This is a genomic window from Candidatus Pelagibacter sp. Uisw_106, assembly GCF_047724975.1.
GTDB lineage: Bacteria > Pseudomonadota > Alphaproteobacteria > Pelagibacterales > Pelagibacteraceae > Pelagibacter.
The window spans coordinates 477,430-495,482 of sequence record NZ_CP159819.1; the positions used below are offsets into that span (position 1 = coordinate 477,430).

At 31.1% G+C, this 18,053-nt stretch carries 16 protein-coding genes and 2 pseudogenes; 9 read left to right on the forward strand and 9 right to left on the reverse strand.

Annotated elements, in window-relative coordinates; genetic code table 11:
• Positions 1-65 precede the first annotated feature (65 nt).
• From ABXT45_RS02550 to ABXT45_RS02580, 7 genes and pseudogenes are all read right to left on the reverse strand, one after another.
• Positions 66-1,217 (reverse strand): M24 family metallopeptidase, encoded by a 1,152-nt coding sequence (locus tag ABXT45_RS02550; RefSeq protein WP_415314230.1) that lies wholly within the window; start codon positions 1,215-1,217, stop codon positions 66-68.
• Between the two features lie 123 nt (positions 1,218-1,340).
• Positions 1,341-2,117: a fumarylacetoacetate hydrolase gene (locus ABXT45_RS02555; protein WP_415314232.1), complete on the reverse strand. Its 777-nt coding sequence runs from the start codon at positions 2,115-2,117 to the stop codon at positions 1,341-1,343.
• Positions 2,118-2,174: 57 nt separating this feature from the next.
• Positions 2,175-3,032, reverse strand: a complete 858-nt coding sequence (locus tag ABXT45_RS02560) for a DMT family transporter (RefSeq protein ID WP_415314234.1) — start codon at positions 3,030-3,032, stop codon at positions 2,175-2,177.
• A gap of 7 nt (positions 3,033-3,039) precedes the next feature.
• Positions 3,040-3,841: pseudogene (locus ABXT45_RS02565) on the reverse strand (M23 family metallopeptidase).
• A pseudogene (locus tag ABXT45_RS02570) lies at positions 3,826-4,585 on the reverse strand (SDR family NAD(P)-dependent oxidoreductase). The pseudogenes ABXT45_RS02565 and ABXT45_RS02570 overlap by 16 nt, the downstream one beginning before the upstream one ends.
• Complete coding sequence (locus ABXT45_RS02575; RefSeq protein WP_415286959.1) at positions 4,586-5,176, reverse strand: TerC family protein; 591 nt, start codon at positions 5,174-5,176, stop codon at positions 4,586-4,588. It abuts the pseudogene before it with no gap.
• Complete coding sequence (locus ABXT45_RS02580) at positions 5,176-6,771, reverse strand: GMC family oxidoreductase (RefSeq protein ID WP_415314236.1); 1,596 nt, start codon at positions 6,769-6,771, stop codon at positions 5,176-5,178. Before ABXT45_RS02580 ends, ABXT45_RS02575 begins: the two co-directional genes overlap by 1 nt.
• 88 nt (positions 6,772-6,859) lie before the next feature.
• Here ABXT45_RS02580 and ABXT45_RS02585 point away from each other — a divergent pair, with 88 nt between their 5' ends.
• A complete protein-coding gene (locus ABXT45_RS02585) occupies positions 6,860-7,606 on the forward strand; it encodes an FKBP-type peptidyl-prolyl cis-trans isomerase (RefSeq protein ID WP_415314237.1) in 747 nt (248 codons plus the stop codon).
• Between the two features lie 7 nt (positions 7,607-7,613).
• Here ABXT45_RS02585 and ABXT45_RS02590 read toward each other — a convergent pair whose 3' ends face one another.
• Positions 7,614-8,030 carry a winged helix-turn-helix transcriptional regulator gene (locus ABXT45_RS02590; RefSeq protein WP_415314238.1) on the reverse strand — a complete coding sequence of 139 codons (417 nt, stop codon included), beginning with the start codon at positions 8,028-8,030 and terminating at the stop codon, positions 7,614-7,616.
• A gap of 125 nt (positions 8,031-8,155) precedes the next feature.
• Between ABXT45_RS02590 and ABXT45_RS02595 the strand changes: the two genes are divergently transcribed.
• The 6 genes from ABXT45_RS02595 (at position 8,156) to ABXT45_RS02620 (ending at position 14,714) form a co-directional block, all read left to right on the forward strand.
• Complete coding sequence (locus ABXT45_RS02595; RefSeq protein WP_415314239.1) at positions 8,156-8,932, forward strand: SDR family NAD(P)-dependent oxidoreductase; 777 nt, start codon at positions 8,156-8,158, stop codon at positions 8,930-8,932.
• Positions 8,932-10,452: an aldehyde dehydrogenase family protein gene (locus tag ABXT45_RS02600; protein ID WP_415314240.1), complete on the forward strand. Its 1,521-nt coding sequence runs from the start codon at positions 8,932-8,934 to the stop codon at positions 10,450-10,452. The genes ABXT45_RS02595 and ABXT45_RS02600 overlap by 1 nt, the downstream gene beginning before the upstream one ends.
• Complete coding sequence (mmsB, locus tag ABXT45_RS02605; protein ID WP_415314241.1) at positions 10,445-11,371, forward strand: 3-hydroxyisobutyrate dehydrogenase; 927 nt, start codon at positions 10,445-10,447, stop codon at positions 11,369-11,371. The genes ABXT45_RS02600 and mmsB overlap by 8 nt, the downstream gene beginning before the upstream one ends.
• Before the next feature lie 180 nt (positions 11,372-11,551).
• Complete coding sequence (locus ABXT45_RS02610; protein ID WP_415314242.1) at positions 11,552-12,643, forward strand: TRAP transporter substrate-binding protein; 1,092 nt, start codon at positions 11,552-11,554, stop codon at positions 12,641-12,643.
• 86 nt (positions 12,644-12,729) lie between these two features.
• Positions 12,730-13,389 carry a TRAP transporter small permease subunit gene (locus tag ABXT45_RS02615; protein WP_415314243.1) on the forward strand — a complete coding sequence of 220 codons (660 nt, stop codon included), beginning with the start codon at positions 12,730-12,732 and terminating at the stop codon, positions 13,387-13,389.
• Positions 13,389-14,714, forward strand: a complete 1,326-nt coding sequence (locus ABXT45_RS02620) for a TRAP transporter large permease (protein ID WP_415291089.1) — start codon at positions 13,389-13,391, stop codon at positions 14,712-14,714. Before ABXT45_RS02615 ends, ABXT45_RS02620 begins: the two co-directional genes overlap by 1 nt.
• Positions 14,715-14,717: 3 nt before the next feature.
• Here the strand turns inward: ABXT45_RS02620 and ABXT45_RS02625 are convergent, their stop codons facing one another.
• Positions 14,718-15,608 (reverse strand): DMT family transporter, encoded by an 891-nt coding sequence (locus ABXT45_RS02625; RefSeq protein ID WP_415314244.1) that lies wholly within the window; start codon positions 15,606-15,608, stop codon positions 14,718-14,720.
• A gap of 116 nt (positions 15,609-15,724) precedes the next feature.
• Between ABXT45_RS02625 and ABXT45_RS02630 the strand changes: the two genes are divergently transcribed.
• Both ABXT45_RS02630 and ABXT45_RS02635 read left to right on the forward strand, forming a co-directional pair.
• Positions 15,725-17,137 (forward strand): cytosine permease, encoded by a 1,413-nt coding sequence (locus tag ABXT45_RS02630; protein ID WP_415314245.1) that lies wholly within the window; start codon positions 15,725-15,727, stop codon positions 17,135-17,137.
• Between the two features lie 4 nt (positions 17,138-17,141).
• Positions 17,142-17,888: an SDR family NAD(P)-dependent oxidoreductase gene (locus ABXT45_RS02635; protein WP_415314246.1), complete on the forward strand. Its 747-nt coding sequence runs from the start codon at positions 17,142-17,144 to the stop codon at positions 17,886-17,888.
• The last annotated feature ends 165 nt before the right edge of the window (positions 17,889-18,053 follow it).

An 18,053-nucleotide genomic window follows, 5' to 3' on the forward strand; every position in this document is an offset into this window, starting at 1 on the left:
AAATAAAGCCCCATTTAACTAGTAAGACCTTGAGCAAACTAGGTATCAGACTTGGAACTGAAGACCTAAAGTACTACTAAATCAAGTTTTTGTTTCCCTAATCTTTCGTTGCCATTCTCTGTCACAAGATACGTTTCTCCTAAATTCATGGCTAAATTACTATCTGAATCCATCAATATCATGTGCATGAAGAAGACATTACCAGGTTGGATTACATAAGGATTACCTGTGTATAGCATTGGCCAGTCCATCCAGTTGGGAGAGAAGGTTGAACCCAATGAATAACCACAAGCATTCATTCTTGCTTTATTGTATCCAAGGTCATCAAAAGTTTTTGCATGTATATCAAATACATCTCCAGCAGTTTTTCCTGGCACTAAAGTCTTTGCACAATTATTTAAAGCTTCAACGCAGGCCTCATGCATCTTAATATGTTTTGGATCAGCTTTACCAATAGGGATAGTCCTAAACATTGCAGAGTGATAATGTTTATATGTTCCAGCCCATTCAATAGTTAACTGATCAGTTTCTGATAAAATTCTTTTCTCAGATTGGTATCTGCATAGTAATGCGTTGTGTCCTGAGCCAATAATATATTCATTTGCCGGATAATCACCACCACCTTCTAAAACAACTCTTTGCATTTCAGCTAAAATTTTTGCCTCATTAGCACCAGCTTTTGCATATTTCCACGCTTCATGAAGACCTAGATCGGCAAGTTCTGCAGCTTTTTTAACATAAAAAATCTCCTCTTGTGATTTAATAACCCTATGCTTAGTAATTAATTCAGATTGATCTTCTACTTCACAATAATTTTCTAGTGATTTATTGAGTCTTAAAGCATTACGACCTGTCATACCGTAAGCTTCATATTCAATTCCAATTTTTCTATCTTTTAAATTTAGTTCATTTAAGATGATTTTAAGATCATCTGTAGGGTTAGATTGGTCTTTATCTACCCAAATTCTTATATCTTCAATGTTTGAGGTGTTTTGTGCTTGTCTTAAATCTGGAGCCCTTGTTAAAAGAATAATGTTTCCTTTTTGGTCTAGTATTAAAGTTTGAAAAAAAACATAACCAAAGGTGTCATACCCTGTAAGCCAAAACATAGACTCTTGTCTGAACATTAAAAGAGCATCTAGGTTTTGCTCTTTCATAGAATTTAATACTGCTAGTTTTCTTTTTTCAAATTCTTGTTTGCTAAAGTGCAATGCCATAATTAAAACTATAACTTTTAAAAATATTAAGCACAAGCAAGCTTAAATTTTTATTTATTCATATTAAAACGAACCCAAATTATTGTTAATTATTAAGGCTTTTGTTAAATGATATTCTAAAATTTAGTGAATAATTGCTTTAGCTGAACCAAGCTGAGCTACTTTTCCAGTATAAAGGCCTTTACCTAAAATTGGGACAACGCCAACAGTTGATCCGGTGAATACATAAAAATCTTTATCAAGACTTACTTTATCTTTTTTCAATTCATTCAACACAAATCTGAGTGAGTTTAAGGGATTTATGTAAACAGTGTTTGTATTTCCATCGACACTTTGTCCAATTTTTTTATTAGAAATATTTGTCTTTAAGTTTCCAATATTAATTTTTCTGTATTTTTTCTTTTGTCCAATCAAAAACTTAACATTGGCACCAAAATCACTACATAAATCACCAAAACTAGTTATGCCTTTTTTCTTTTGTCTATAACCGATAACTTCAATACAAGGAGCCATATGTGAAATGTGCTTTGTCACATTTTTCATAGTAATTAATCCTTTAGATGAGAAAAAGTTTTTCTTAATTAAGTAACAAACTTCAAGTTCTATACCTAAAGTCGATTTATTAATTTTTACTTTTTTTCCACTTTTTATAAAATTCTTTTCAAAAATAGAAGCATAGAAGGGCTTCTTTTCTTTAAGTTTTTTCATGACAGATATACCTGTTCCTGCAGCTTTAAATCCAATTATTGGATCTTTAACTTTACTCTCACACAATTTTCTTAGCTTTTGAGCTTCACTTAATTTTTTTGTAAATTTTGTTGGAAGTGGTGCAATTATTTTATTGTTAACAAATGCGTTAACTAATTTATCTGCTGTTTTTTCTATTAAGGTTTTTTTCATTCTTAGTTAATTAATATAATTAAAAGATTTAGTCTAGATTAAAACTTATTTATTCACTTAACTCTTTGTAGATTGAGTAAGTACAAAAATACCAGAAATTGTTATTATTACTGCTCCAACAATTGTGAATAAGTCAGGAATATCGTTATAAAAAATATAACCAAAAATTAAAGCCCAAAATATCAAAGTATAATGAAAAGGTTGAATGATGCTTGCGCTAGCCATACTTAAAGCAATTATTTGAAGATAAATTCCTAATGAGAAAAAAATACCAACAATTAAAAAAAGAATGTAAGACGATGAGGATATTGGACTCCAAAAGTTTGAAGCCAACAAAGACATAGCAAAAATACCAATGATAGAAGTATAAAATAATGATGTTTCAGTTGCGTCATGCTCAGACACTTTTTTTGTTACAACCTGATAAAGTCCCAATGCAAATGCTGCTAAAAGAGGCAATAAGGCTTTAGGATCAAAAATTGAAGAGGTGGGTCTTAAAATAATTAAAACGCCAATAAATCCAACAAAAATAGCTATCCATGTTTTTGTGGACACTTTCTCTTTTAAAAAAATAGCTGATAAAGCAACAACGATCACTGGCGCTAAAGAGCCCACACTGTGAGTGTCTGCAAGTGATAAATATTTAAAAGATAATACAAAGCATCCAGATTCTATAACAGATAATAAACTCCTGAAAATTTGTAACTTAATACTTTTTGATTTGTAAAAATGGATATTATTTTTTCTTTTTGATTCTACTAGGCTTAAAAATAGAACAAAAAAGTACTTAACAAGCAATAATTGAAATACGGAGTGATATAAAATTAATGTTTTTTGTGTAGCATCTAATATGGAGAAAGAAAAATAAGCAAGAATTCCAAATATTATACCGATAGATTGTTTAGAAATTATCATTAAAGATCTACTTGATTTCTAAAATTGTTGCAGGATCCAGTCTAGTACCAAACCAATTGAGTTCTTACATCAAGATGAGGTCCAGTTGATCTGCCTGAAGATCCAACAGTTGCAATAATATCTCCCTTTTTAACGTGATCACCTACATTTACAAAAATTTTATCCATATGCATGTAAAGAGTTGAAATTCCATGACCATGATCAAATATTAAAGTTGCACCTGTATAAAATAAGTCTTTTTCAGCTAGAGTAACAATACCATTATTCATTGCTTTCACAGGAGTACCTTTTTTTTGGGCAAAATCTAAACCGTAGTGTGGCCATTTGGGTATGCCATTTAAAATTCTTTGACTACCGTAAACTCCAGTAATTATTGCATCATCAACAGGAATAATAAATTTTTCTTTAAAAAACTGTAAATCAGTTTCAATCTCTCTTGCATCGGCAATTAGTTTATTTTCTTTTTTAATTCTTACGTAAAATTCTTCAGGTGGTGTTACCTTTTTTTTAGGCAGGCCATCAATTTTTTGAATATTATATTTTCTTTTTTTAATTTTTTTTACAATCTTGTTATTGTTTTCAGTGATTATAATGTCAAATTTTCTATCTTTTTTAATCCCAAATGCAAAATAACCATCCTTTGAGACTTTAATTTTTTTTTTATCTATTAAAATTGATGTACCAGGTTCAGTTTTTCCAATAATGAAATGTCCTTGAATAAATTTTCCCTCAAATTCTACTGCAAAAGATTGAGTTGAAAAAAATAAAGCTACTAATAAAAGTAATCTATATATTACTTTGCAGTCCATCCACCGTCTACTAAGATTGATGTGGCTGTAACCATTGATGATGCTGAAGAAGCTAAAAAGCAAACACTTGTTGCAACATCACTTTCTGTTGCTAATTTTCCCATAGGAATATTACCTAGAGCTAGTTTTTTAAATTCTTTGTTCTTAAAAAATTTTTTAACCATTGGTGTTGCAACAAAAGTAGGGGCTACTGTATTTACTCTAATATTGTTTTTTGCAAGCTCAACACCCATCCCTTTAGTTAAACCTTCAATTCCGAATTTTGTCATATTATAAACATTTCTACCCGCCATCCCGACATGGCCAAGTTGTGAGGACATATTAATAATTGACCCACCTCTTTTTTTATTTTTTAACATTTTTTTAACAACTAATTGAGCAACATTAAAAGCTGCTTTAAGGTTTAAGTCTACTAAGTAGTTCATACTTTCTTGTTTAATTTTTTCAAAAGGTTCTGGGATATTTGTACCGGCATTATTAACTAAAATATCTATGATTTTAATCTTATCTAGATTTTTTTTTAATTCTTTATAATTCATTACATCACAATTAACTTTGATAACTTTACCTTTTATCTTTTTTATTTCTTTTTCAAGTTTATCAAGATCTGATTGAGTTCTGCTTAATGCGATAATTGTAGCCTCCAGCTTCAGCAAGAGCGATAGAGCAGGCTCTTCCCAATCCTTTACCAGCACCTGTAACTAATGCATATTTCTTTTTAAGATTTATTTTTTGTAAGTACATTTAAATAAATAATTTCAAATCAGTATAGATCAATTCGATTGCAACAACTAGTATAGCAATCAAGCCAATCCAAGCTATCCATTTATATTCATTAATCCATCTTGATATAACGGTTGCAGCTGTTGCCATAAGAATTATTGATAAAGCTAGACCAAATATTAGTAGTACATAGTGATCACCAGCAGCACCGGCTACACCCAAAACATTGTCTAAACTCATTGTAAAATCAGCAAGTAAAACTGTCCATATAGCTTTCATGAAACTTGAGTTATCTACTTTAATATCTTCATCACCTGACTGACCTTTGATCACATCTGTGTAGAGTTTGTAGACTATATAAAGGAGAAGTAATCCGCCTATCAGTCTTAATCCTGTTATTTGTAATAAATAGGCAGTTAACATGGTTAGGATAATTCTTAAAATTACCGCACCACCTATTCCCCAAAAGATTACCTTTTTTCTTTGTTCTGCTGGAAATTTAGAAGCAACCATTCCAATAATAATGGCATTATCTCCTGCTAAAACTAAATCTATAAATATAATTTGACCTAAGATTACCAGTTGTTCAGGTCCAAATAATTCAGCAAACATCAGTTGCTTAGTATCATATCAGCACCTTTTTCTGCAATCATTATTGTAGGTGCATTAGTATTACCAGAGGTGATATTGGGCATTATAGAAGCATCAATCACTCTTAAATTTTTTATACCATGAACTTTTAATTGGTCATCAACAACAGCCATATCGTCTTGACCCATTTTACAAGTTCCTACTGGATGAAATATTGTTTGAGCATAGTCTGCTGCTGCTTTTAATATATCTTCATCTTTTGTTAAATGAGGTCCGGGACGATATTCTTCTGGGCTAAATTTTTTGAAAGTCTCAGACTCTAAAACAATTTTTCTAGTTAATTTAAGACCCGCTGCAGCTATTCTTCTATCTTCATCAGTTGATAGGTAGTTCATTTTTATTTTTGCATAAGTTCGAGAATCTTTATCTATTACACTAATATGCCCTCTACTGGTGGGTCTTATTTGTGAAACTGTTGGAGTGAAACCGTGAAAATCATGATTCTTAGTTGCACCCAATGTATCCATACTCATTGGTTGAACATGCCACTGTAAATCAGGTAGTTCCAATGATGGATCACTTTTTGCAAACATACACATCTGACTTGCACCCATAGTCATGGGCCCACTTCTATTAAATACATATTCTAATCCAATTAATAAGTTGCCAAATAAACTATTAATTTTTTTATTAAGAGATTTTATATTTTGTATTTTATATATTGGTCTAAACATTAAATGGTCTTGTAAATTTTCACCAACACCCTTTAATTCATGCACCATCTCTATTCCTAGTTCTTTTAATTTATTTGAATTACCAACTCCAGACACTTGTAATAATTGTGGAGAACCAATTGCCCCTGAAGATAAGACAATTTCTTTGCTAGCATTTACAGTGAATAATTCATTTTCAATCCAGTACTCAACTTCTTTAGCAACTTTGTTTTCAAAATTAATCTTTTTAACATGAGCTTTTGTAACTATTTTTAGATTAGGTCTTTTTTTTATTGGGTTAAGATAGCCAACTGCAGTGCTACATCTAAAGCCATCTTTTTCAGTTACTTGAAAATAACCACAACCATGATTGTCTCCTGTATTAAAATCTTTAGTTTTTGGAACACCAAACTCTTCAGCAGCTTTTTGAAATTCATTTAACAGTGGTAATTGAATTCTTTGGTCTGAAACTGACAAAGGGCCACCAACACCATGAAACTCATTTTCACCTCTTTCTTGATTTTCTGCTTTTATAAAATAAGGTAATACATCATCCCAGCTCCAACCTTTGTTACCCAATTGTCTCCAGATATCATAGTCTCTACTTTGACCCCTAACATATAATAAACCATTAATTGAAGAGCTTCCGCCTAAAGTTTTACCCCTAGGGTATCTTATGGATCTATTGTTCATGGTTTCATCAGGTTCTGTATTATAACACCAGTCTACATTTGGATTGTGCATGGTTTTAAAATATCCAACAGGAATATGAATCCATGGGTAATTATCTTTACCACCAGCTTCAATTAAAAGAACTTTATTTTTTGGGTTTTCAGACAATCTATTTGCCAAAACACATCCAGCTGATCCAGCTCCAATAATAATGTAGTCAAAACTATCCATACATATTTTTATAAATTAATTTTTATTAATAATCTAATAATATATAGAAAATCATATTTATTTCTGATAATTGAACAATTATAAAATAATGAAAAAAATATTAATACTTATATGTACAATTTTTTTATCTTTATCATTTCAAGTTCAGTCTGTTGAAATTGAAATTATCAGTGATAAGCCTGGTACGGGAAAAAAGATTATAAAACATTCTTGGGTTCAGCTTGAATACACAGGCTCATTTGAAAATGGAAAAGTTTTTGATACTAATATCGGTAAGGATAGACCTTTAGTAGTGCAAATGAGTATGAAAGAGGTAATTCCTGGTTTTGAACAAGGAATAATGGGAACCACCAAAGGAACTAAAAGAAAAATTAAAATTCCAGCTGAATTAGCTTATGGAGAAAAGGGAGGTGGAGATATTATACCAACTAATACAGATCTTATATTTGAATTTGAAGTAATTGACGTTTTAGATCCTAGTTATAAATCAGTCTCATCAGATGAATTAATAGAGATGATTGAAAATAATGCAGTAGCATTAGATATTAGAACAGAAGAAGAGTGGGATAAAACAGGAGTTATCAAAGGTTCATTCCCAGAAACAGCTTTTGATAAAAATGGTAAATTTCAAGTTTATGTTATGGATAAAATTAGAGCATTAGCAGCTTCTCAATCTCAAGATGTTAATTTGATTTTTATAAGTCATGATGGTGAAACGGCATCAATGTTAGCTAATTCGTTTTCTGAAGATTTGGGCTTTACTAATATTTCAGTTTTAAAAGGTGGAATTAAAGCGTGGCAGAGTGAAAATAAAAAACTTGGCCCTCATAAGTAATATAATTTTATCCATAGAAATTTTTTCTCTGTAAGTTTTTAAATCTAATTTCATCATTTAAAAGATCGATTGCTTTTTCCTGATCTTTTTCGATAACACGTGACATTTTTCTTTTATTAATACTTCCCCATTTAATCAAAGATCTAATTATCGGTAAGCTAGAGTTTCCAAATTGTGTTAAAGAATATTCAACAGTTATTGGGTTTGATTTAATAACCTTTCTTTTTACTAGAGTGTCATTCTCCATTTCTTTTAATTGTTTAGACAACATTTGAGAGGTTATAGTATCTAAATTTTTCTTAAGTTTACCAAATCTTATTGGTTTATTAATTAACTTTTCAAGAATCTTAATCTTCCACTTTCCACTAATTAATTTTAATGCATTGTTTAATGGATCCTTATTTATTTCTAATTTATTTACCATGGTATGTTTAATATACTAGTTTAGTTATAATACCAAAAAAAATTTTATATTTATTAATTCTTTTGATTAATATTTTAAAAAGTAATAGCCTAATTAAAATTAAAAATTTTAATAACAGGATTTCAATGAAACTAAAAAATAGAATAGCAATAGTCACAGGTGGTGGAAAAGGAATTGGTGCAGAGATTTGTTTAAGACTAGCAAGTGAGGGAGCAAAAATTGTTATAGCTGAAATGGACATTGAAAATGGTGAAAAAATTTCTAAAAAAATTCAAGACAATAATGGTGAAGCAATTGTTGTAGAAACAAATGTTGCCGAAGAAGATAGCGCAAATAACATGGCTGATGCAGCTATTAAAAAATTTGGTAAAATTGATATTCTTATTAACAATGCCGGTATAAGACATATTAACAATATTCTAGATCATACAAAACAACAATGGGATGACATGATATCGGTAAACTTAACAGGACCATATCTATGCTGTAAGTCTGTTATTCCTCACATGATAAAAAATGGTAAAGGAAAAATTATTAATTTTGGATCAATTGCAAGTTTTATGGGCAGACCTGATAGAGTAGCCTATGTTGCTGCAAAATCTGGTATACTTGGTTTAACAAGAGCCTTAGCAGTCGATTTAACTGGGAAAAATATTAACGTTAATACTATTTGTCCTGGGTTAATTTCAACACCTTTCAATCAAAAGTTTGCTGAAGATCCTACTAATGGAGAAGCTTGGGGAAAAGAAACTATAGTTGGACGTTGGGGTTTGCCATCTGATATATCTGGTGCAGCAGTTTTTCTATCTAGCGATGATGCAGATTTTATAAATGGATCTGAAATAAAAATTGATGGCGGATGGTTAGCAGCAAAAACAAGAAAAGGTGAAATAAGCAATTAATGAGTGATGATTTTAAAAATAATTTAGAACTAGCACTAGGTAATGCAAAAAGATTATCTAATAAGATTTTAGTCAATGGAAAGTTATCACTCTCTAAAGCTGAAGGTAAAATTAGTGTATTAAATCCAAGCACAGGTGAAAACATTGGTGAAGCTCCACAGTGTAATAAGGTTGATGTTAATATAGCGGTGGATTCAGCAGAAGCTGCATTTCAAAAATGGAAAAAAATACCTGCAAGAGAACGTGGTAAAATAATGTTGGCTGCTGCTAGAAAATTAGAAGACAGAAAAAATGAAATTGAAACATTATTAGCTTTAGATACCGGTAACGCTCTTAGAACTCAAGCTATACCCGAGACAGCTGCATCAATTGAGTTAATTCATATGTTTGCTGGACTAGCAGGAGAAATTAAAGGTGAAAATTACCCACCAAATATTCCAAATACAATTCATTACACAACTAAAGATCCCATTGGAGTTGTTTGTGCCATTATTCCTTGGAACGCTCCTTTGTTTTTAACTGTTGCAAAAATTGCACCAGCTATTGTAGCAGGAAATACTGTAGTGTTAAAAACTGCTGAGCAAGCACCACTTTGTGCTTTACTCTTATGTGAAATATTACAACAAGAACTTCCTCCTGGAGTTTTAAATGTCATTTCTGGTTATGGAGAAGAGTGTGGTGAACCTTTAATTGATCATCCTAAAGTTAGAAAGGTTACTTTTACAGGATCGTTTTCTGTTGGAAAAATTATTGCAATGAAGGCTGCTCCAAAATTATGTCCTGTTACATTAGAATTAGGTGGAAAAAACCCAAATATTATAATGAGTGATGCTGACTTAGATATAGCAATACCAGGTGTAATCGATGGCATGAGGTATACTCGTCAAGGACAAGCATGCACGGCCGGATCAAGAGTTTATATACATGAAAAAATCTATGATAAAGTTTTAGAAGGGGTGGTTTCTAAGTTGAGTAAACTTAAGATGGGAAATGCACTTGATACTAAATCTGATATTGGTGCCATAATATCTGACGAACAGCTTAAAAGAACATTATATTATATGGATATCGCAAAAAAAACCTCATCCACAAAAGTATTACATGGTGGTAATCAACCCAAAGGAGGAGATTATAAAGAGGGGTTTTTCTATGAACCAACTTTATTATCAGGCGTTCCTGTAGAGTCGCCTGTATGTCAAGAAGAGGTATTTGGCCCTGTTGCTTGCGCCATTCCATTTAAAAATTTTAATGAAGTTATGAAAAGTGCTAACGATACACCCTTTGGTTTATCAGCAGTTTTATGGACACAAAATCTATCTAGAGCATTACAGTTTGTAGATGAAATCGAAGCTGGTTTTGTTCAGGTAAATCAATGTGTTGCTCCAAGGGCTAATGTTTCTTACGGAGGAATTAAAATGAGTGGTTTAGGTAAAGAATATGCTTTTGATAGCATGATTAACCACTTCACACAAAGTAAAACAGTTTTAATTAATAGAGGTAAATCAAATTTAGATGACTAATCACATCGCATTTATAGGTGTTGGTAATATGGGAAATCCTATGGCTGATCAATTAGTTAAAGCTGGTAAAGAAGTAAAAGCTTTTGATGTTTCACCAGAGGTAATAAAAATTGCAAAAGAGTCAGGTTTAAATGTTGTATCAACAATTGATGAATTATTAGATGGCGCTAGTACTGTTATATCTATGCTACCAGAGGGAAAGCATGTTCGATCTCTTTATTTAGGTGACAAAGGAATATTAAATAAAATTCCAAAAGAATGTTTGATAATTGATTGCTCAACAATTGATATTGAGACTTCTCTTGAGCTAGGTAATGAATCAAAAAAACTTGGAATTAAAATGATAGATGCACCAGTTACTGGTGGTGTGATGGGAGCAAGAATTGGAAAATTAAATTTTTTAGTTGGTGGAAGTGATGAAGCTGTAGCATTAGCAAAACCTTTATTTGATATTATGGGACAAAAGATTTTACATGCAGGTGCTCAAGGAAGTGGAGTAGGCGTAAAAATTTGCAACAATATGTCTTTAGGAATTTCTATGATAGCGGCATCTGAATCTTTAATGTTAGCTAAAAGATTAAAAATGGATATTAAAAAGGTTCATGAAATAATAAAAGCAGCTTCAGGAGATAATTGGGCTATGAGTAATTATACACCTTTACCAAATCTTACTGATGGAGTTCCTTCAAATAATAAATACCGACCAGGTTTTACAGCAGCAATGATGAGGAAGGATTTAAGATTAGCCATGGATGCTGCTCAGTCTGTTGATGCCTCTACACCGTTAGGTAAAGCTGCTTTAGAAATTTTTTCAAAATTCTGTGATGATGGTGATAGTGATACTGACTATTCAGGTATATCTAAAATGATTGGTGGTGATGCATGGAATTACCCATTTGATCCAAAGGGAAATAAATAAAGAAGTTATTTGTTAAGTAATTATACAGTATAAAAAGTATACCAAGAAGCTCCTATAACTATAATAAACCATAGGTTGTATCTTTAATGTTTATTTTATTTAAAGTTTTACTTTTCTCTTACAATAATGTTTATTTCTATCCTTATTAAGACTTAATAAAAAAAACAGAGAGGGAAAAACATGAAAAAAATCACAACATTGATTTTAAGTTTAGTTTTTGCAGTATCTATTATTGCTTCTGCTTCTGCTAAAACTTTAAAAATACAAATGACCTTTCCAAAAACTTCTTATGATGCACAAATCGTAGGAATGTGGGCTGAAAGAGTTACTGGCCTTACTGGTGGTTCATTAAAATTTGAACTTCTAGGAGCTGGAGAAGTTGTAGGTGTTAAAGAAACATTAGAAGCTGTTGACAAGGGTCTTGTTGATGGTGGTGCTGCTTGGACTCACTATTGGTCTAACTATCACCCTGCTGCAATGTTATTTGGTTCGCCAGTTGCAGGTGGTGGTATTGGTTTAAGTACTAAATCTTGGTTAGCTTGGTATTTTGATAACGGTGGAAAAGCTTTATACGATCAACTATGGGACGAAATGGGTATGAACGTAAAAGGTTTCATCATGGCATCTTCTGGTCCAGAAGCTTTAGGTTGGTTTAAAGAACCGATCAACAGCATGGCTGATTTCAGAAAATACAGATTCAGAACTCCTCCGGGAATTCCTGGTCAAACATACAAAGACATTGGTGTTGCATCAGTTTCAATGGGTGGTGGAGATATTCTTCCAGCACTTGAAAAGGGAACAATCGATGCTGCTGAATGGTGTTGTCCAAAACCAGATCTAGTATTTGGTTTCCAAAAGGTATTAAAAAATTACTACCTTCAGGGCCTACACCAAAACGTTGTAAATGGAGACGTGTTCTTCAACAAGGATGTTTATAATAAGTTAACTGACCAAGAGAAATATGCAATGGAAATTGCTTCTGAAGCGATGATAACTAGAAACATTACAAACAGAGCTGTTGAAAATGGAAAAGCGTTGATTGAATTAACTACCAAACACGGTGTTATACTTCATGATACTCCAGCTGATTACTTTGTTGAATATATGGCTGCTGCTAAAGCTACTATTTTAAAGAACTCAAAAGAAAATAAGTTCTTTGATGAAGTTTACCAGCACATGACTGCTCACGCAAAAATCGTAGTACCTTTTATTGCTCAAATGGAAACATCTGATGCATCAATTGGAACTGCATTTGCAAACGCGCAAAAGTAAATAAATAATTTAAACGGGAGCTTAATAATTTTAAGCTCCCGTTTTTTTAAATAAAAAAATTTTAATTCAAGTTTCAAATCAATAAAATGGTAAAAAATAAATCTCATTCTGCTGGTGTTAAGGAAACTTTAGATATTACAGATGAGTTAATAGCAGAGCGTCGTACTAGCTTAAAAATGCCTAAGGATATGACTCCTTGGATGGCAAAAACTATAGAGTTTATTGACCTTAACATGTTAAGAGCTGGTAAAGTAATTAGCTGGATGGTAATTCCTTTAATTTTTGCAATAACTTTTGAAGTTATTGGTAGACATTTTTTTAACAGACCAACTCTTTGGGCTTATGATATAACCAGAATGATTGCAGGAGCATTTTTTATGTTGGGTGCTGGTTACGCATTATCAAAAGGCATTCATATAAGAGCTGACTTTTTATATAGAAATTGGAAAGTTAAAACTCAAGCAAAAGTAGACTTATTTTTATATTTGTTATTCTTCTTTCCAGGTTTTATAGTCTTTTTTTGGGTAAGCTTTGATTATGCTTATACTTCTATCTGCGGTAAATTTATTTTAGCTGAATGCTTAGATGGAAAAGTTAGAATTCAAAGAGCAATGGATACCACTTGGATGCCAGTAATGTGGCCATTAAAAATCTGCATGCCAATTGGAAGCTTTTTATTATTAATACAAGGAATATCAGAATTATTTAAAACGTATTATGCGTTTGTTAAAGGTAGATGGCCATAATGGAATTTTTTTCACAAGAAATAATTGGAGCACTAATGATAGGGGTAATGTTATTTGCCATCTTTATCGGTTTTCCTATTTCATTCACATTAATATTTTTAGGTCTTGTGTTTGGTTACTGGGGTTTTGGAAAGTTAGTTTTTTATTTAATGACCCTACAGTTCAACATGATTATGACAGAAAACACCCTGGTTGCTGTCCCACTCTTTATTTTTATGGGTATATTAATGGAATCAGCAGGTCTTATGGAAAGACTATTTTCAGCTATACAATTAATGCTATCTAGAACAAGGGGTGCATTATTTTATGCGGTTATGTTTGTGTCTACAATTTTTGCTGCTGCAACAGGAATAGTTGGAGCATCAGTAACAATCCTTGGAATTATGGCAGGTAAAACTATGATTAGATCTGGATACGATACTAGATTATCAGCAGGTTTAATATGTGCTGGAGGAACTCTTGGAATTTTAATTCCACCAAGCATCATGTTGGTGGTAATGGGACCTGTTTTAGAAATTCCAGTAACAGATTTATTTGCTGCAGCAATAATTCCAGGAATAATGTTGGCATTTCTTTATGCTCTTTACACCACTGTTAGATGTTATTTTGACCCAAAACTTGGTCCAATTTTACCAAAAAGTATGCAACCAAAAAGTATGGGTAAAGTTTGGATAGAATTCTTTTTAGGGTTAGTGCCTCCTGCAGGGTTAGTATTTTTTGCTCTAGGTAGTATATTATTTGGCTTAGCAACACCTACTGAAGGAGCTGGTATTGGAGCTATTGGATCAATTATTTTAGCACTAGCATATAGAAAATTAACTTTAAAAACTTTAAAAAATTCTTTAATTAAAACTTTAGAAATTACTGCTTTAATAATGTTTTTAGTCGCTGCATCAAATTTCTTTGGAGCAGTTTTTTCAAAATTAGGAACACCATCTTTGTTAACAGAATTTTTGTTAAATCTTGATGTTAATAGATATGTTATTTTAGCTATATTAATGGCAGTAATTTTCTTGTTAGGTTGGCCTTTAGAGTGGGTACCAATAGTTCTTATTGTGTTACCAATTTTTGTGCCGTTAATTAAAGAATTAGATTTCAACCTAACTTGGTTTGCAATACTTGTAGCTGTGAATTTACAGACCGCCTGGCTATCTCCACCTGTAGCTCTATCTGCATATTTTTTAAAAGGTGTTGTGCCAGAATGGGAACTTAAAGATATTTATCTGGGTATGATGCAGTTTATGGGAATACAGGTTCTAGGTTTAATCTTAATTATTATATTTCCTCAGATTGCACTTTGGTTACCAAGCGTAATGTACCCTTAAAATTTATTTTTTATTAATATAAGGAATTACAGTTCCAACTAAAATAATTCCTAAAGAAATAAATATCTTAAAAGTAATTTCAGCATCTATTACCAACCAGGCAGATAAAGCACCTATAGGTCCTGTTAAAGGATACATGAGACTAATTCTGCCCACTGGAACTCTTCTTAAAGCGTAATTATAAAACAAATAAGAAGCAAAAGTTATAAACGATAAAGTGATAGCGGCTATTACTGATGGTGTAAAATCTAATTGAAATGAATAGCTAAAAGTAGAGTTAGGCCAAATAATAAATAATATTAAAAATGATAAAATGAAACCAGTAAAATACTGATAAGTATTTACACCTAGTTGGTTAACATTAGTCTGCATTTTTTTTCGACCAATAACTTCATTAATTGAAGCTAAAGTCATTCCCGCAAAAATAATAAAATCTCCAATATAATTTCCCTGACCAATAATAGTTTGGCTTGATAAGAGGATATAAGTCCCAATAATTGTTATAAAAGCTCCTACTAAAACTTTTATTTCAATTTTTTCATTTAAAAATATTTTAGCAAGAAAAGGCTGCATGATTGGCATAGTACTTATAATAGCAACACCGTTAATAGGTGAGGTAAGCATTAAGCCTATATGAAAAGCTAACGTTACAAGAAAAGGGTTTAACAAACCCATTAAGAAAGGTGTTAGACCTATTTTTTTAATTGATAAGTCAACCCTCATTATTAGAGCAAAAGTTAACATAAGCAAAAAAGCTATTGCAAACCTTACAGCTAGCAAATCAACAACTTGAAATTCTTCCAGAGCGAGTTTTACAAACGGAGGACCTGAGCCAAACCCAATTACAGCTAGAAACATTGCCAAGTAACCAATATTTTTTTTAAGAAAGAGCATTAGATCCCAAATACTATTATAAATGAAAAAAAAAGATATTTCATTTTAACTTATTAGTTTATTATTTATTAGTGATTCAGCATAAAAATAAAATTAATCTTATTAACTGGGAGTTAGTGTCAGTTAACCCAAATGATAAAACTTGGGATTGGAAGGATATTTTTTGTTTTTGGGGTATCAATATACAAAGTGTTATTGCTTTTTCCTTAATAGCATCATTATACCTTGTTTATGACTTAAACGTTGCTGTTGTTTTTTTAGGATGCTTAATTGGATCTCTTTTAGTTTATTTTTTAGCTAACTTGATAGGAAAGCCATCTCAAAAATATGGTCTTCCATTCCCTGTTATTTTAAGGACCTCATTAGGTGTGTTTGGGGCAAAATATTTTTCTTTAATAAGAGGCTTTGTTGGCATCTTCATGTTTGGAATACAAACATATTTTTTATCAAAAGCATTTAGTTACTTAATTAGAATATTTTTATTTTCTGTTGATAATACTTTTCTTCAACATGATATTTTTTTAATTTTTATTTCAGGTCTTAACATTATTGATTGGGCCTCTTTTTTAATAGCAATTCTATTACAATCTTTTTTATTTAGTAAAAGTCATAAATTTAATAAGTTGATTATTAATTATTCAGCTATCACTGTTTACTCTGGAATGTTGTTATTTTTTTTTGTTGTACTTCTTTTGGATGTTAAAGAGGTTTCAAGATCATTTGCTGATATTTTTACTTATAACAATATATTTCTTAAAAGTAATATTGCTCCTTTAATTACTGTAGTTGGAATAGTGTTTGCTTACTTTTCAATTATTCTTGTAAATTTTGGAGACTTTACTCGTTATGTTAAGAGTGAAGAAGAATTAAAAAAAGGTAATTTGAGTTTATTTTTAAATCTTATTATATTCTCATTTTTTACTGTATTTATAGTTGTTGGGGCTGATGTAATTTTTCATCAAAAACTTGAGGATATTGGAAAGATACTTACAAATCCTACAGACATTATAGGAACTTTAGATAATACTATTATAACTGTAATAGTTTTATTTTTCATTATTATAGCTTCTGCCTCTACCAATTTAATTGCAAATTACGTGCCAGCCCAAAATTCTTTGTTAAATTTTTTTCCAAGTAAACTTAATTTAAAAACTTCTTCTTATATTATTGTTTTTTTTGGATTTATAATTGGTATTTTTTGGTTACCATTATTAAGTCAGATAGGAATTTTATCTTTTGTTGATACATTTGCTTCATTTTTTGGACCTCTTTTCGGTGTTATGATTATAGATTATTATTTAGTTAAAAAATCAAGCTTAGATAATATGGATATTTTTTCAACAGAACCTAACGGAGCTTATTTTTATTCTAATGGATGGCATGTAAAAGCTATATATTCTATAGCTTTGGGTTTTATTTTTGCTGCCTCAACAATTTGGAACGAAAGTTTAATGAATTTTAATTCTTATTCTTGGTTAATTGGTGCTTTTATCTCTTCATTGACTTACTATTTATTAGCAAGTAAATAATTTTATGCATCAATTTGATTTAAAAAATAAAACAGCAGTAATCACGGGTGGAGCACAAGGTTTTGGTTTAGATATTGCTAAACGTTTTTTAAAGTCAGGAGCAAAAGCTATTATCTGGGATATAGATGAAGAAGAATTAAAGAAAGCCGTTAAAGCTGTGAACAATCCAGATCTTTCATATAATGTTGTTGATGTATCTGATTTTAAAAATGTCAAAAATACAGTTGATGAAATAGCAAAATCTTCAAATATTGATATTTTAATTAATAATGCAGGTATTACTGGGTCTACGTCTTCACTTTGGGATTATGATGTAGTTGAATGGAATAAAATAATAGAAATTAACTTAATGGGTACATTTAACTGTTGTAAATGTGTGGTGCCTCACATGATTAAAAATGATTATGGTAGAATAGTTAATGTTGCTTCGGTTGCTGGAAAAGATGGTAATGCAAACGCAAGCGCTTATAGTTCAGCAAAAGCAGGTGCTATTGGTTTAACGAAATCACTAGGAAAAGAACTAGCTGGTAAGAATATAGCTGTTAATGCTGTTACTCCAGCAGGGGCTAAAACAAGAATATTAGACCAAATGTCAAAAGAACATGTAGCTAGAATGTTATCAAAAGTGCCAAGAGGTAGATTTTTAGAAATTGAAGAATTTACATCTCTAATTTGCTGGCTTTCATCTGAGGAAAACTCATTTTCAACAGCTGCTGTTTTTGATATTAGTGGTGGTAGATCTACTTATTAAGACTAATTGTTAAAGTTTTTAAATCAACTTTATCTTCTTTAGAGATCACTGGTGCAAGTAAAATTACTGACCAATAAATTAAAAGTACAAATATAGAAATTGATTTCATTTTCTATTGATAATATTAAATGCTGATCTTAAGATGTTTAAAGTGTGTTCAAATGT